Here is a 15,318-nt window from a genome sequence, read left to right as displayed (position 1 = left end):
TCCCGGGACATAACGCCATCGAACCCCCGGAGATCCCATTGTCCGACCAAGCCCCCGTCTTTTCCAGCCTGCCCGCCCCGCCCGTCGCACGAAAGAAGCCGCTCAGCGACACCCGCCACGGCATCACCCGCACCGACGACTATGCCTGGTTCCGGGCCGACAACTGGCAGCAGATGTTCAAGGACACCTCCATTCTCGATCCCGAGATCCGCGCGCATCTGGAGGCCGAGAACGCCTATATGAAGGCGGCGATGGCGGATACCGAGGCGCTGCAGAAGCAGCTTTTCGCCGAGATGAAAGGCCGCATCAAGGAAGACGACAGTTCCGTGCCGATGAAGGACGGGCCGTTCGCCTATGGCACATCCTTCGTCACCGGTGGTGAGCAACCCCGCTACTTCCGCGAGACGCGCGAGGGCGGCGAGCGTGTGGTGCTGCTCGATGGCGACAAGGAGGCTGCGGGCAAGGATTATTTCCGCCTTTCCGGCATCAACCATTGCACCGACCATTCGCTCGGCATTTGGGGCTATGACGACAAGGGATCGGAATATTTCACGCTCCGCATCCGGGATCTGTCGACCGGCGACGACCTTGTGGACGTGATCGCAAACACCGGCGGCGATGGCGCCTGGGCGCCCGACGGCCGCAGCTTCTTCTACACCGTGCTCGACGAGAATCATCGCCCGTCGAAGATCTTCCACCACGTCATCGGGACGCCGCAGGCGGACGACCGTCTGGTCTATGAAGAAGAGGATCCGGGCTTCTTCATGGGCGTCGGAGCCTCCATGCTCGACGACGTCATCTACATCGATATCCACGATCACGAGACCAGCGAATACATGCTGATCCCGACCTCTGACCTCAATGCGACGCCCAGGCTGGTTGCGGCGCGCGAGACCGGGCTCGAATATTCCATGACGGAAGGCGGCGACGTCTTCTACATCCTGACGAACGCCGATGGCGCCAAGGATTTCAAGATCATGGAAACGCCGTTCGACCGGCCGGAGCGGGAGAACTGGCGCGAGGTCGTGCCGCACACGCCCGGCCGGCTGATCCTCAACCACATGGCGTTCGCCCGCCACCTCGTCTGGCTGGAGCGCGAAAACGGCCTGCCGCAGATCAAGATCCGCGACCGGCGCACCGGCGAGGAACATGCGATCGCCTTTGCCGAGGAAGCCTTCTCGCTCGGCCTGTCGGGTGCCGCCGAATACGACACCGACGTCATCCGCTTCTCCTACTCCTCGATGACGACGCCGAGCCAGCTTTTCGACTACGACATGACGACGCGCGAACGCCGGCTCCTGAAGACGCAGGAGGTGCCCTCCGGTCACAATCCCGACGACTACGTCACCCGCCGCGTGTTTGCGCCCTCGCAGGATGGCGTCACCGTGCCGGTCACGCTGCTCTACCGCCGCGATACCCCTCTCGATGGCTCCGCGCCCTGCCTGCTCTACGGCTATGGCGCCTACGGCATGTCCATTCCCGCCTCGTTCAACACCAACTGCCTGTCGCTGGTGGATCGCGGCTTCGTCTATGCCATCGCCCATATCCGCGGCGGCAAGGACAAGGGCTTTGCCTGGTACGAAGACGGCAAGATGGAGAAGAAGACCAATACGTTCAAGGACTTCATTGCGGCTGCCGACTACCTGAACGAACAGCGCTTCACCTCCTACGAAAACATCGTCGCCGAGGGCGGCTCGGCCGGCGGCATGCTGATGGGGGCCGTCGCCAACATGGCGCCGGAGAAATTCGGCGGCATCATCGCGGCCGTTCCCTTCGTGGATGTGCTGAACACCATGCTCGACGACACCCTGCCGCTGACCCCGCCGGAATGGCCGGAATGGGGCAACCCCATCGACGACGAAGCGGCCTACCACCATATCGCCAGCTATTCGCCTTATGACAACGTTGCGGAAAAACCCTACCCCGCCCTCCTCGCCCTCTCCGGCCTCACCGATCCCCGTGTGACCTACTGGGAACCGACCAAATGGGTGGCCAAGCTGCGCGACAAGACCACGGGCAACCAGCCGATCCTGCTCAAAACCAACATGGGCGCCGGCCACGGCGGTGCGTCCGGGCGCTTCCAACGGCTGGAAGAGATCGCGTTCGAATATGCCTTTGCGATCAAGGTGGCGCGGAAGATGTGAGGGGGTCAGGGAAGCAAGGCCCTCTCCGGCTTCCCGGGCATCTTGTCCCGGCAAGCCTTCACGAAAGTTGAGAACGACGCGCCGACTCGACTTGAAGTTTGCGTCGTGATTTATGGTGGTCGAAACTTTGATTGCGAACAACCGATGAGTTGACGTGACATGGCGCTAAGCGACGGCAGTAGGGAGACCATCGTCCAGGAAGCACAGTTTTTTTAACTCTCTTGCAGGTAATCTGTTTGCAACAGGCGTTCTGGGTACAGTCGGCACCTATATTTTTTCGGCGACGCTGTCGGATGATCGCGTTTACGTTGCATCCCTGTTCGGCATCCTTTGCTTTTTTGTATGCTTTGCCCTACATTTTCTCGCGCGCCTCAGATTGAGGGAACTGGACAAATGAATTGGCTCCTCTTAGCGACCCCCGTAGTCGGTACCATCGCTATCGTCTGCGGAATGCTTTTCCTGCGACGTGCGATGCCTCTTCGGCGGGACGCACCTTCAACAGACGATAGAGTGTCTGACGCAGTCGAACGGACCGCGACGATGCTTGCCGCTGCCGTCGGCGCAGCGATGCGAGACGAGCGTAACAAGGGCGTTGACCTTGGACTTGAAAGCTCCGCAGCGCACAATCTTGAGGATACGCTTTCCGGATACCGCCGTAAGGCCTCTTAGGCTGAGTTGAAATAGGCTTCATATCGGCAGGCCAGACAGGGTTTTTCTTCTTTCCTTACCCCCGTTCCCGGTCAATTCCCACCTCACCCCCGCGACGAACGCCGGTTGCGCCCTATAACGTCACGGGAGGGCAGCCGCTCCGGCATGGCCCGTCAAGGGGGTCCCATGCTCAGGTCGAAACGTCTCTGGCAGGTGATGCGGCTGTCGCGGCGGTTGTGGGTTCGCGCGACGCTTTATTGCCTTGCCGGTGTGGCGACGGCACTGGTTGCGGTCGTTCTCGGTCCTTTCATTCCCGAGGACATGACGCGGGCCTTCGGCGCGGATGCGGTGGATCCGATCCTCAGCATCATCGCCTCCAGCATGCTGGCCGTCACAACCTTCTCGCTGTCGACACTGGTTGCCGCCAGTGCCGCTGCGGCCAGCGGCGCGACGCCGAGGGCAACGAGCCTGCTGCTCGAGGACGCCACGGCCCAACGCGCACTCTCGACCTTTCTCGGCACCTTCCTGTTTTCGCTGGTCGGCCTGATCGCGCTGCATGCCGGGCTTTATGGCGGCGGCGGGCGGCTTGTCCTCTTCCTTGTCACGCTCGGTGTGATCGCCGTGATCGTGCTGACGCTGCTGCGCTGGATCGATCACCTCTCCACGCTCGGCCGGGTCAGTGAGACCATCGACCGGGTGAAGACGGTGGCCATATCCGGTATGCGCGATCACCTTGACGACCCACTTCTCGGCGGCGCGCCGCTCGGCCCGCTTCTGGCCGGTGCCGTGCCGGTAAGCCCCACCAAGGTCGGCTATCTCCAGCATGTCGATATGCCGCAATTGCAGGCGCTCGGTGAAGCCGGCGATCTCGATCTGTATCTGGTCGCGCGGGCCGGCACGTTCTGTTCGCCCGGCACGCCGATGGTCTACATTCGGAGCCGGGCGGCGGGCGGGCTCGACCCCAAGGTGCAGCAGGCCGTTCTCGACGCCCTGACCATCGGCCCGCGCCGCACCTTCGAACAGGATCCCCGTTTCGGCTTGATCGTGCTCGCCGAGATCGCCGCGCGTGCCCTCTCCCCGGCCGTTAACGATCCCGGCACGGCAATCGACGTGCTGACGACGATGGTAGAGGTGCTCGCCGTGGAGCCAACGGCGGATCGCCAGCGGGACGTGCCGGAGTTTCCACGCATCCACGTCCCGCCTCTGGCACTTCGCGATATGTTCGAGGATGCCTTCCTGCCGATTGCGCGAGACGGTGCCGGGAATGTCGAGATCGGCATCCGCCTGCAAAAGAGCCTGCGGGCGCTGGCCAGCCTGCCCGGCGGACGCCTGCACACCATCGCCCGCGAGATCGCGGTGGTAAGTCTTGCGCGCGGGCTGGAAAGCCTGACCTTCGAGGCGGACCGGGAGCGGCTCAAGCGGGAGTCTTTCGTGGAGGCCTGAGGCTCGCCTATCTCGACAAAGACTGCCGCGAACCACCGCCGGCGCGGGACGCCTGGTCACCCTTTCATGCCGAGACCGCCCACCCTATCTAACATTGACGACACCGGTCTTCCGACCGGATCGACGAATAGCGGACAAGGCACGGAGCGGAGACGACCATGGAGGCGACGAACAGGACGCGGGCGCAGACGCCGCCCATTCCCTTCGACAACAGCTATGCCCGGCTGCCGGACAGCTTCTTCTCGCGCGTCGCGCCGACCCCGGTCGAGGCCCCGGTGCTGATCCGCTTCAACCGGGCGCTGGCGGAAGAGCTCGGTCTCGATGTCGCGAGACTGGAAGCCGATGGCGCGGCCGTCTTCTCCGGCAACACCATCCTGCCCGATGCCGAGCCGCTGGCCATGGCCTATTCCGGTCACCAGTTCGGCGGCTTCAACCCACAACTCGGCGATGGCCGGGCTATTCTTCTCGGTGAAGTGGTGGACCGGCACGGACGCCGCCGGGATATCCAGCTGAAGGGTGCGGGGCCGACGCCCTATTCCCGGCGGGGCGACGGACGCGCGGCGCTCGGCCCCGTGCTTCGGGAATATATCGTCAGCGAGGCGATGCATGCGCTGGGTCTGCCGACCACGCGAGCGCTGGCCGCCGTCGTCACCGGCGAGCCCGTCTACCGCGAGACGGTGCAGCCCGGCGCAGTGCTGACGCGGGTCGCGGCCAGCCATATCCGGGTGGGCACGTTCCAGTTCCACGCCGCGCGCGACGATCAGGCGGGCGTCAAGCGGCTCGCCGACCACGCCATAGAGCGGCACTATCCCGACATCGCCAACGACCCCCATCCCTATCTCGCCTTCCTCTCCGCCTTTGCCGACCGGCAGGCATCGCTCATCGCCCGCTGGCTTTCGATCGGCTTCATTCATGGCGTGATGAACACGGATAACGTCGCGATCTCGGGCGAAACCATCGATTTCGGCCCCTGCGCCTTCCTCGATGCCTATGATCCGGCCAAGGTTTTTTCCTCCATCGACCGCAACGGCCGCTATGCCTATGCCGCCCAGCCCGGCATCGGACAGTGGAACCTCGCGCGCCTTGCCGAAACGCTGCTGCCGCTTCTCGATACCGACGAGGAGACGGCCGTGACCGCCGCCAACGGCGTGCTGAAGCTCTATGGCGAGCGCTTCCAGCACCACTGGCTCGCCGCCGTGCGGGCAAAGCTCGGGCTTTCCACAATTGAGGACGGCGACCTCGATCTCGTGCAGGACCTGCTGACGCATCTGCATCAGGAGGAAGCGGATTTCACGCTGGCCTTCCGGCGTCTGTCCGATCTTGCGGCCGACCCGTCGGCGGAAACCGCGTTTACCGCTTTGTTCCGCAACCCCGCCAGCACCAGCCTCTGGCTCGACCGCTGGCGCCGCCGCGTGGAGGCCGAAGGCCGAAGCTCGGGCGACACCGCAACGGCTATGCGCGCCGTCAACCCCGCCTTCATTCCCCGCAACCACCGGATCGAGCAGGCGATTGTCGCAGCGCAGACGAATGCGGATTTCTCGCCGTTCGACGCCCTGATGCGCGTCCTCGCCCGCCCCTATGACGACCAGCCCGACATGGCCCACTTCGCCGAGCCTCCGGCCCCGGGCGAGGAAGTGCTGCGGACGTTCTGCGGGACGTGACGGGCGGGGCATGCTGCTGTTGCTCTGAACGCTGCGGCATGTTATGAGTTTATTCTCATATGAGGTGCTGAAATGGCTGTAACAGTCCGCCCGAGGCCCGTAGAGGCGCAGGAAACACATATCGATCATCTTACCCGTATCGCTGCGGAAGCGAAGAGAGAAGAGGGTGAAGCGCTGCCCAAGATGACGCGTGAAGAGGCCCATGCTTTCTTCTTCAAGAGGTAGTTCGACCTTCCTACCAAATTAGGTCTGTGAGATGAGCCGGGAATGCTGAGCGCAAGACGGACTCCCGAATTGCGCCCAGACCTCTCAAAATTGTCCTGTCTCCACATTTTCGGCCTGATCTGTACTTCCGGGGAAAACCTCATCTTGAGGAATATTTCCTCGATATTTTCCTGGCGATCCAGAACGGTACATCTCTTCCTAAATGGGCTTACCGCCGGGATCTGGATACGACAGACGACGCCCTTCTCCAGCGCGAGGGCATCATGCATCTTCATCTGGGCTCGCAAAGTTCGAACGAGCTTGTCTTTCTGCTGCAGTTTGATGATCACGTGACGTTTCTGGAAATCAACGACCACCGGCATTTTCAGACCGATCCACCGGGAACCTTACTTGTCAGGCTCCACCAGGCAAAGGTCGCCGCTTTTCATGCAGAGCTGGCGGACCAGCAAGAGGAAATTGCGGACCGCTTGAGACACGAGGCAGCGGAAAAGCGGGCTGCACGGGTGAAGGCCGTGAAAGCCGGGATCAAGCCGCGAACGTCGTAGGTGCGATCATCTTCGCCTGCTTTTCGAGAGGCACCCATCTCCGTCATAACCGTACGCTGCCGACCCAAGGCCCCGGATTGTGCGCTGCGACATTGACCCATGCGAAACTTGCCCTAATTTCGCCATAACGGAGTCCGGATCTCGATCGGGCTTCGACTGCGTGATGTCTTGAGTCGCGATTGCTGCGGAGACGACATGATGCGGTATTTTCAACGTTTTAGGGCGACCGCAGTGCACTACCTCACGCGTGCGGCGTTCTGATATCGATACTGACGGGGCGCATGTCGTGGCGCCAGGAGTCTCTTCCATGATCATCTTTACGTCTGTCCTTTTTGCGCTGATCGGACTGGGGCTGACCGGCTTCGGCGCCTGGCTCGCCGTTCTCGGCGGCAGCTGGTACTATGTGTTGGCCGGTCTTGCCTTCCTGGCAACGGCCGTTCTGCTCTCGCGCCACAGGTCGTCAGCGCTCACCGTTTATGCGGTGTTCATCGTCGCCACGCTCGCCTGGGCGCTGTGGGAAGTCGGTTTCGACTGGTGGCAGCTCGGCCCGCGCGGCGGCGTCGTCATCGTGCTCGGCCTCTGGCTGCTGCTCCCCTCCATCCGCAAGCCGCTCGGCTTCACCAGCCCCACGGGCCATGTCTACCGCGCCAGCGGCTGGCCGCTCGGGCTTGCCGTCGTGCTCTCCGTCGCGGTCGCCGTCTATTCGATGACGCAGGACCCGCTCGACAAGGCAGGCGCGCTGCCGACCACGATTGCCAACGCGACTCCGGCGCTCGGCGGCAATGTGCCGGATGGCGAATGGCATCAGTACGGACGCACGCAATATGGCCAGCGCTATTCGCCGCTGACGCAGATCACCTCGGCCAATGTCTCTGATCTCAAGGAAGCCTGGCGCTACCAGACCGGCGACGTGAAGCTGCCGGAAGACGTGGGCGAGACGACCTATCAGGTGACCCCGCTGAAGATCGGCGACACGCTCTATGTCTGCACGCCGCACAATTGGGCGATCGCCATCGATGCCGCCACCGGCAAGGAAAAGTGGAAGTTCGACAGCAACTCCGGCATGAACCCGGACCGTCAGCACCAGACATGCCGTGGCGTCAGCTATTATCAGGATGCCGCCGCCGCACCGGGCAGCGCCTGCGCAAGCCGCGTCTACCTGCCGACCTCGGATGCCCGCCTGATCGCGCTCGATGCCCAGACCGGTCAGGTCTGCACCGGCTTTGCCGACCAGGGCACGCTGCATCTGGAAACCGGCATGCGCTACCAGCCGGCCGGCTATTACTACTCCACCTCGCCGCCCGTGATCACCGGCAACAAGATCATCATCGGCGGCGCCGTCAACGACAACTATTCGACGCAGGAGCAGTCGGGCGTCATCCGCGCCTTCGACGTCAACACGGGCGCCCTCGTCTGGAACTGGGACTCAGGCAATCCCGACGTCACGACCCCCCTGCCGGAAGGCCAGCACTATACGACGAACTCGCCGAACAGCTGGTCGGTGTTCTCCTATGACGAAGCCCTCGGCCTCGTCTACATCCCCCTCGGCAATCAGGTTCCCGACCAGCTGGGCATGGGCCGCAGCGAGAATGTGGAGCGGTTCTCCTCCTCCATCGTCGCGCTCGACATCAATAGCGGGCAGCTGCGCTGGGTTCGCCAGACCGTGCATCACGACCTCTGGGACATGGACGTTCCCGCCCAGCCGGTGCTGCTCGATATTGAGGGTCGCCCGGCCCTCGTCGGCCCGACCAAGCAGGGCGATCTCTACGTGCTCGACCGCCGCACCGGCGAGCCGATCATCCCCGTGAAGGAAATCCCCGCGCCGTCGGGTGCTATTCCCGAGGATTTCACGTCGCCGACCCAGCCGATCTCCGATCTCACCTTCTCGCCGCCGCCCCTGACGGACAAGAACATGTGGGGCATCAGCATGTTCGACCAGCTGGCCTGCCGCATCGAATTCGAGCGGCTGAAATATGAAGGCCGGTACACGCCGCCGTCGCTCGAGGGTTCGCTGATCTATCCCGGCAATTTCGGCACCTTCAACTGGGGTTCCGTTGCGGTCGATCCGGAAAAGCAGCTGATGTTCGGCATGCCGACCTACCTCGCCTTCACCTCGCAGCTCGTGCCGCGCGACCAGATCCCGCCGAAGGGACAGGACCAGAAGGGCAGCGAGCAGGGCCTGAACCGCAATGACGGCGCACCCTATGGCGTGCTGATGGGACCGTTCCTCGGACCGCTCGGCATCCCCTGCCAGGCACCGCCATGGGGCTACGTCGCGGGCGTGGATCTGAAGACGGGCGAGGTCGCCTACAAGCACCGCAACGGCACCGTATACGACATGACGCCTCTGCCCCTGCCCTTCAAGGTCGGCGTTCCCGGCATCGGCGGCCCGATGATCACCAAGGGCGGCGTTGCCTTCCTCGGAGCCGCCGTCGATAACTATCTGCGCGCCTATGACCTGACGACCGGCCGCGAACTCTGGCGCGGCCGCCTGCCCGCCGGCGGCCAGTCCACCCCCATGACCTACAGCACCGACGACGGCACCCAATACGTCGTCATCGTTGCCGGCGGCCACGGCTCGGTCGGCACCAAGCCGGGGGACTACATTATCGCCTACACGCTGCCGAAGTAAGGGCAGAGGAACGCGAGACGATCGAGCCCGGCCGCGCAAGCGCGCCGGGCTTTTTTCGGGGGGTGAGGCACACCTGCCGACTACGTCCTCCTCATCGCCGTGCGCGACCTCGACGAATACAAGCCTTCATCGAGAGGCTCATGACCGAACAGCGGGCGTTGGTGCGGAAGTCCAAAAGCATCGTCGCCCTGAAGATGATTACATACAGTCTGACCGTGCCATCTGTGCGAAGGGCTGCGCTAAGGCTGGAAAGCCCGCATCCGCTCGCTTATCTCTGAGACCACGCGGCCTTCATCCGCCGCACGGAGAACAGCCTCATGTATTCGATCGGCGATCTGTCGCGGCGCACCGGCGTGAAGGTGCCGACCATTCGCTATTACGAGCAGGCGGGGCTGATCGCGCCGGCGGAGCGGACCGAGGGCAACCAGCGGCGTTACGAGCGTCAGGCGCTGGACCGTCTGGCCTTTATCCGCCACGGTCGCGATCTCGGCCTGTCGATCGAGGCCATCCGCGACCTGATCGACCTCAGCGACCACCCGGAGAAACCCTGCGCCCGCGCGGATGCCATCGCCGCCGGGCATCTTGCCGCCGTGCGGGCGAAGATCGCACAGTTGCAGCGGCTGGAGCACGAGCTGGAGCGGATCGTCTCCCACTGCGCCGGCCATACGGTGGAGGATTGCTATGTCATCCGCGCGCTGTCCGACCACACCCTCTGCGACGGCGACCATGCGCGGCCGCTGGAGGATATGCCGGTTCCCCGGCGGGCATGATCGCCGTTGCCTGCAAAAACAGGCCGGTTGACAGGCTTCTCAAAAGGGATCATGCATGGCACATGATCACGACCGCAACCCGTGCCCGCTGGTATTTTACGCTGCATTCATAGATGCGGCTGTCTGATCACGTTCAACAAGCCGCCGCCAGGCGGCTTTTGTTTTGGACGGTGCCTGGGGCGGATCAGCTTCAGGAATTTCGATGCCCACCTTGTCTTCTCCGCTTGCCAGCCGCCTCCCTGCCCTGCCCGAAGGGCTGAACGTGCCGCCTGCCGCCGCCCCCAGCCGGGCGCCGCTGGTGACGATCCGCGTGGCGCGGCCGGGCGATATCGCCGCACTCTGCGAGATGATCGCCGCGCTTGCCGCGCATCATGGCGATGCCGCGCCGCTCGACGCGGACACGCTGGAGCGCGACCTGTTCGGCCCCGTGCCGTGGATCACGGCGCTCGTGGCCGAGGCCGGCGGCGCGCTCATCGGCTACGCCATTCTCGTGCCGCTCTACAGGGCGCAACTCGGCGTGCGCGGCATGGATCTGCACCATCTCTTCGTGCGCGACGCCCATCGCGGCACCGGCATCGGCCGCCATCTCGTGGCCAAGGCCCGCGAAGAAGCCCGCCGCGCCGGCTGCGCCTACCTCTCCGTCAGCGCCGCCACAGGCAATGTCAAAGCGCACCGGTTCTACGAGCAGCAGGACTTCACGGCGGGTCCGGTGACGGGGATGCGGTATGTGCAGGCTTTGCGATAGGGGGTGAGTCGGCAGAGAGCATGCGCCTTGCCTTTCAAGACCATTGGGAGGCGCAACGCTATTGCCTGACCCGTCCCGCGAGATCAGGACCCCGAGACCACGCCAAGCAAAGGAGAAGCATCAAATATTGTCCCGCTCGTCGGCCGCGGCTTCGGCCCGGCGTTCGGCAATCAGCTCCTCGGAGACGAGGCCGTGCCCGATATTCCGTCCCTTGAGCGCATCCTGCAACGCCTGAAGAGCTTCCAGCTGAGACGTGACGGGCTGGACATCCCCGCCCAGAGCGGTTGCCGGGTCGTCTGCATCCGGGCCTCCTGTAACCGTCTCTTCAGGCATCTTCCGTCGCCGCCTCCGCCAGCACTTCGGCGGCCCACTGGTTGAGGCTCTTGCCGGCGAGTGCCGCCGCGCGGGCGGCCTTGGCGCAGGTCTCGATGTAATCGTCCACGGCCTCGTGGAAGGCGGCTTTCAGGTCCGAAACCGTGTCCGCGTGGAACCCGACGCCATCCGTGATGCCGGCAAGACGGCCGAAAAAGATCTCGTCCTCGGCGTCATACTCCACCCGCGCGAAATAGCCTTTGTGCGACATGACGTTCATGGTTGACCTCCCATACGCTTGATAAAATCACGCGCCGCTCGAACCTTGTAGCGCTTGGCTTCCTTCTCCGGATGCGGACCGTGAAAGCTTTCGATATCCGCCCATGCGATCGTTCCGGACACCGGATCCGCAAAACAGCCACCAGGATCTCGCGGTGCCGATTGTTCATGCCGGACTCTACGTAGTGCTTGCACTTTCTGCAAGCACTACCGCGCCGGCACCGCCTTCAGATAGGCCGCGATCGCCTCGCGGTCGGCTACGGTGAGTTTGGCGATGTTTTGCTGGACCTCGACCATGGAGCCGCCGGCGCTGTCGAAGTCCGGGGTGAAGCCGGTTTCGAGGTAGTTGGCGATGTCGGCTTCCGTCCAGTCGCCGATGGTCTTCGAACCGGGCGTGATGTTGGGGATCTGGCCCTCGCCTTCCGGGTTCGGCGCGCCGGCGAGCCAGAGATCGGTCTTGAAGCCGCCCAGCGCGTTGCGCGGCGTGTGGCACTCACCGCAATGGCCGGGGCCTTCCACCAGATACTGGCCGCGCACCAGCTTCGCATTCGTCTGGTCGACCGGCACGCGCGGCCTGTCGCTGTAGAACAACAGCTTCCAGCCGCCGAGCGACGCCCGGATATTATAGGGGAACGGGAGATCGTGCGGCGGCGCGATATTCGGGCTCTTCGGCAGGGTCTTGATGTAGCCGTAGAGGTCGTTGACATCCTTCGGCGTCAGCCGGGCGTAGGAGCCATAGGGGAAGGACGGATAGAGATGCTGGCCGTCCGGGCCGACGCCGCGCGTCATGGCATCGCCGAACTGGGCGAGCGTCCACCGGCCGATGCCGGCGGTGTCGTCGGGCGAGATATTGGGGAGGTGGAAGGTGCCGAACGGGCTTTTCAGCGGCAGACCGCCGGTCAGCACCAGCTTGGCATCGCCCTGCGCGCCCGGGGCAGCGTGACAGCTGGTGCAGCCGCCGGCCCAGAACACCTGTTCGCCATGGCTGATATCCGGTGGGCCGAGACCTTGCCAATGCGCGGCCGGCCATGGCTCGGGCTTGGTGACGAACCATGCGCCGCCCGCCGCCACGATGCCGAGGAAGAGGACGCTCGAGACGAATTTGCGCGCGCGACGGGCCATGCGGCGGGTCCCTGTTCTCAGCGGCTGTCCGGTTCACTCTCAACCGGACAAGCGCTCTTTTTGTCTGTTTTCGTGTGTCTTTTCGGGATAACCGGTTCCGACTTGCTCTGACAAAGACCAAGGCGCCGGGCGGTGGGATCAACCCTGACCAACAGGCCAGTGGCGTCCCGCGCGCACGCGGAATGCCATGGTCTGCCGGGGCGTGGCTGAAGCGCGTCTCGGTCTACCGCTTACTTCTTGACGCGGTAGACCTGATGACAGTCACCGCAATGGGGGCCGAGCTTGCCGAGCGCGGCGCCCACGCCGGCCGCATCCGCTGGCAGCTGCGCCAGCAGCATGTCGGCATCGTCCCCCAGGCTCGCGGCCTTGGCATCGAAGTCGGCCTTGTTCTCCCAGATCTTCGGACTCGCCTCGGAATTGGCCTCCGACCCCGCCGGGAACTGATCCGGAAAGGCCTTGATGCTGGTGCTGATCGCGGTCAGCGACGTCTTGACCACCTCGGCATCGTAAGGCTTCTGACCCTTGGCGATGGCCGAGAGCGCGCCCAGGGAGCCGCCGATCTTCTTCATCAGGCCTTCGCGCACCTCTTGCGGCTCGGCCGCCGTCACCGCACCGGCGGCAAGGCCTGCCAGCGCTGCGGCGAGAAACAGGGTTCTCAGTTTCATGGGAGTCCTCTCTGGTGGCGACGCCCGTTGCGGACGCCCGTTCCGACATGCGTGTCCGACAGAAATGGCCGATCCCCGGCAGACCGATGTCCGGCCGGAATCCGGTCATTTCGTCGCAGGCATCTTGGCATCTTCCGGTCGCGTTGAAAGTAAAATTTTCGCGACATTTCGGCTGTGGAACAGGCGATGGACAGGTGTCAGGGGCGCAGGGTTTTCGACAGCTCGGGCCACTCCGCCATCAGCGCATCGCGCGTCAGAACGCCCGGCGAGGTCTTCGTCTTTTCCCGTGTGCGGATCAGGCGGGCAAAGACCACGGTCTTGTCCTTCGCCGCGCTCCCTTTCGCATCCGCCGGCCGCTCGGCCCAGCCGACATACCAGCCCCAGCCATGGGCATAGTCGAAGCTGCGATCGACGTTGCGCGGAAAGGCGGCGCCGGTCTTGCCGTGGATCGTCCAGTCGCCGACGGCACGGCTTTCCACGATGCGCTTCGTCTTCTCGATGGCCTCTGGCCCGACCGGCAGCGTGGCATTGACGAAGCCGCGCAGGAACGCGACCTGCTCGCGCGGCGAGACCTGCAGCGACGAGGCGATCCAGGCCCGCTCCAGCCCGTTGTCGAAACCGGGATCGCCGGAGAGGTCGGCATTGCCGTACTGAAAACTCTTGAGATAGCGCTCGGGCGTCTCACGGCCGAGATCGCGCGTGATGCGCTGGGAGTACCAGACGACGGAATAGCGCATCCAGTCGGCCGGGTTCGTATCCCGCAGCCAGTTGGCGCCGCCCCAGTCCGGGTCGCCCTTCCGGTAGGAAAGAACGGGCGTCGCCTCATCCTTGAGAAAGCCGGTGTCGTAGCCGATCAGCGCCAGCGGGATCTTGAAGGTGGAGGCCGGCGTCGTGCGGGCGGCGCAGTCGCCCTCCTCGATCAGCACCTTGCCGGTGGCGGCATCGAGCATGATGGTGCAGGTGACATCGACATCATCAGCGGCGAAAGAGGCGGTGGAGGAGAGCGCGAACAGGCCGAAGGCAAGAGCAAGAGGACGCAAGCCGGTTTTCCTTTCAGAATAGGACGGTGCCTGCACCATCCCCCCTTCAAAAGCCGGGAAACAGGGCATCATTGCGGCGGCACCAGCGGTCGTTCAGCAGACTTTGAAGAATCCCCGATTACTTTCCCGTCCCAAGAACCCGGCTTTCCTCCCGCCCGAACCCCTCGATCTCCAGCCGGTCCTTGTAAAGGCTGACAATCGCGAAGGCGTTCCGGTCGGGCGTATCGACCATGCCGCGGAAGGTGACGTAGTGCGTGCCATCGCGTGTGACGGTGTTGCCGGCGTGGTTGTGGCCGCAGAGCCAGGCGCGCACATTCGGATAGGTCCCGAGCATGTCGATCAGGCGCTGCGCATCCCAGAGATCATGGGCGTTTTCGGGGGCGACGGGGTAGTGGCAGAGAATGACGACCGGCTCGCCGTCGTCGCGGGCCAGATCCAGCACCTCGGCAAGCCAGGCGAACTGCGCCTCGCTGAAGCCCCCGTTCCAGCGCTGGGCATTGATGGCGCCCGCCTCCGTCAGCGCCTGCAGCCGGGCCTTCGCCTGCTCGTAGCGCGGATGACCCTTCGGCACGGCAAACAGGCTGACCTCGCTGCCATCGAGAATGACGAGGCGATGCCCGGCGACGAGGAGATCGTGATACTGCGCCGGCATGCCGAGGCGGCGGTGCACATCGCCCAGATGCTCCGGCGCCACCGCGAAATCGTGATTGCCGGGCAGAAACAAGGCCTTGTGCCGCAGACGCCGATAGACCGCCAGCGCCGGATCGAAGCTTTCCCAGTCCCGGTCGATGAGGTCCCCGAGCGTCACCACAGCATCGAGGTCGCGCCCGTTGAACACCTCGATCGCCTCCTCCAGCTTGCCGAGCGACTGACGGAAATGGCGATCAAGCGTAAGGTTCGGCTCGAGATCGGCATATTGCGGATCGGCGATGATGCCGAGGCGGAGGACGGGGGTATCGGTCATGGGGGGCGACGTAGCGAAGGTGGATGACATAGGGATGACAGGCTGTCGGCTGACAGAAGGGACGAACGCGCCACCCGACATCGGCGTGCCGGAAAGACATCGGCGTGCAGGAAATGGAGCCCC

At 64.1% G+C, this 15,318-nt stretch carries 13 protein-coding genes; 7 read left to right on the top strand and 6 right to left on the bottom strand.

The genetic code is table 11. From position 1 onward, the window contains the following. Positions 1–38 precede the first annotated feature (38 nt). The 7 genes from GA0004734_RS07895 to GA0004734_RS07865 all read left to right on the top strand — a co-directional run bounded on the left by GA0004734_RS07895 (position 39) and on the right by GA0004734_RS07865 (position 10,813). Complete coding sequence (locus tag GA0004734_RS07895) at positions 39–2,144, top strand: S9 family peptidase (RefSeq protein ID WP_245292368.1); 2,106 nt, start codon at positions 39–41, stop codon at positions 2,142–2,144. Positions 2,145–2,978: 834 nt separating this feature from the next. Next, positions 2,979–4,235 (top strand): DUF2254 domain-containing protein, encoded by a 1,257-nt coding sequence (locus GA0004734_RS07890; RefSeq protein ID WP_092932696.1) that lies wholly within the window; start codon positions 2,979–2,981, stop codon positions 4,233–4,235. Between the two features lie 158 nt (positions 4,236–4,393). Beyond that, positions 4,394–5,896, top strand: coding sequence for a protein adenylyltransferase SelO (locus tag GA0004734_RS07885; protein WP_092932694.1), 1,503 nt, complete (start codon positions 4,394–4,396; stop codon positions 5,894–5,896). A 488-nt stretch (positions 5,897–6,384) separates the two neighbouring features. After that, the gene (locus tag GA0004734_RS07880; protein WP_092932692.1) at positions 6,385–6,666 is read left to right on the top strand and encodes a hypothetical protein; all 282 of its coding nucleotides are present in this window, start codon (positions 6,385–6,387) and stop codon (positions 6,664–6,666) included. A 307-nt stretch (positions 6,667–6,973) separates the two neighbouring features. Beyond that, positions 6,974–9,298: a glucose/quinate/shikimate family membrane-bound PQQ-dependent dehydrogenase gene (locus GA0004734_RS07875; protein ID WP_092932690.1), complete on the top strand. Its 2,325-nt coding sequence runs from the start codon at positions 6,974–6,976 to the stop codon at positions 9,296–9,298. A gap of 317 nt (positions 9,299–9,615) precedes the next feature. Beyond that, positions 9,616–10,068: a MerR family transcriptional regulator gene (locus GA0004734_RS07870; protein WP_092932688.1), complete on the top strand. Its 453-nt coding sequence runs from the start codon at positions 9,616–9,618 to the stop codon at positions 10,066–10,068. A gap of 202 nt (positions 10,069–10,270) precedes the next feature. Continuing rightward, on the top strand, positions 10,271–10,813 hold the full coding sequence (locus tag GA0004734_RS07865) for a GNAT family N-acetyltransferase (RefSeq protein WP_092932686.1): 543 nt from the start codon (positions 10,271–10,273) through the stop codon (positions 10,811–10,813). Positions 10,814–10,933: 120 nt separating this feature from the next. On the opposite strand, the gene GA0004734_RS07860 is transcribed toward GA0004734_RS07865, so the two are convergent. From GA0004734_RS07860 to GA0004734_RS07835, 6 genes are all read right to left on the bottom strand, one after another. Beyond that, positions 10,934–11,146 (bottom strand): hypothetical protein, encoded by a 213-nt coding sequence (locus GA0004734_RS07860; RefSeq protein ID WP_092932684.1) that lies wholly within the window; start codon positions 11,144–11,146, stop codon positions 10,934–10,936. Beyond that, entirely contained in the window at positions 11,139–11,405 is a 267-nt protein-coding gene (locus GA0004734_RS07855; protein ID WP_092932682.1) for a type II toxin-antitoxin system HicB family antitoxin, read from the bottom strand. The genes GA0004734_RS07860 and GA0004734_RS07855 overlap by 8 nt, the downstream gene beginning before the upstream one ends. 206 nt (positions 11,406–11,611) lie before the next feature. Then, a complete protein-coding gene (locus GA0004734_RS07850; protein ID WP_092932680.1) occupies positions 11,612–12,526 on the bottom strand; it encodes a cytochrome c in 915 nt (304 codons plus the stop codon). Between the two features lie 230 nt (positions 12,527–12,756). Then, positions 12,757–13,191: a c-type cytochrome gene (locus GA0004734_RS07845; protein ID WP_092932678.1), complete on the bottom strand. Its 435-nt coding sequence runs from the start codon at positions 13,189–13,191 to the stop codon at positions 12,757–12,759. Between the two features lie 197 nt (positions 13,192–13,388). Further along, positions 13,389–14,231 carry a class D beta-lactamase gene (gene blaOXA, locus GA0004734_RS07840; RefSeq protein ID WP_245292367.1) on the bottom strand — a complete coding sequence of 281 codons (843 nt, stop codon included), beginning with the start codon at positions 14,229–14,231 and terminating at the stop codon, positions 13,389–13,391. 118 nt (positions 14,232–14,349) lie between these two features. Continuing rightward, positions 14,350–15,195 (bottom strand): metallophosphoesterase, encoded by an 846-nt coding sequence (locus GA0004734_RS07835; RefSeq protein WP_092932674.1) that lies wholly within the window; start codon positions 15,193–15,195, stop codon positions 14,350–14,352. Positions 15,196–15,318: the final 123 nt, after the last annotated feature.

Origin of the sequence: Rhizobium sp. 9140 (assembly GCF_900067135.1) — a bacterium.
In the GTDB taxonomy this organism is placed as follows: domain Bacteria; phylum Pseudomonadota; class Alphaproteobacteria; order Rhizobiales; family Rhizobiaceae; genus Ferranicluibacter.
Note: the sequence above shows the minus strand (reverse complement) of the source record. Positions and strands in the feature narration are given on the sequence as shown.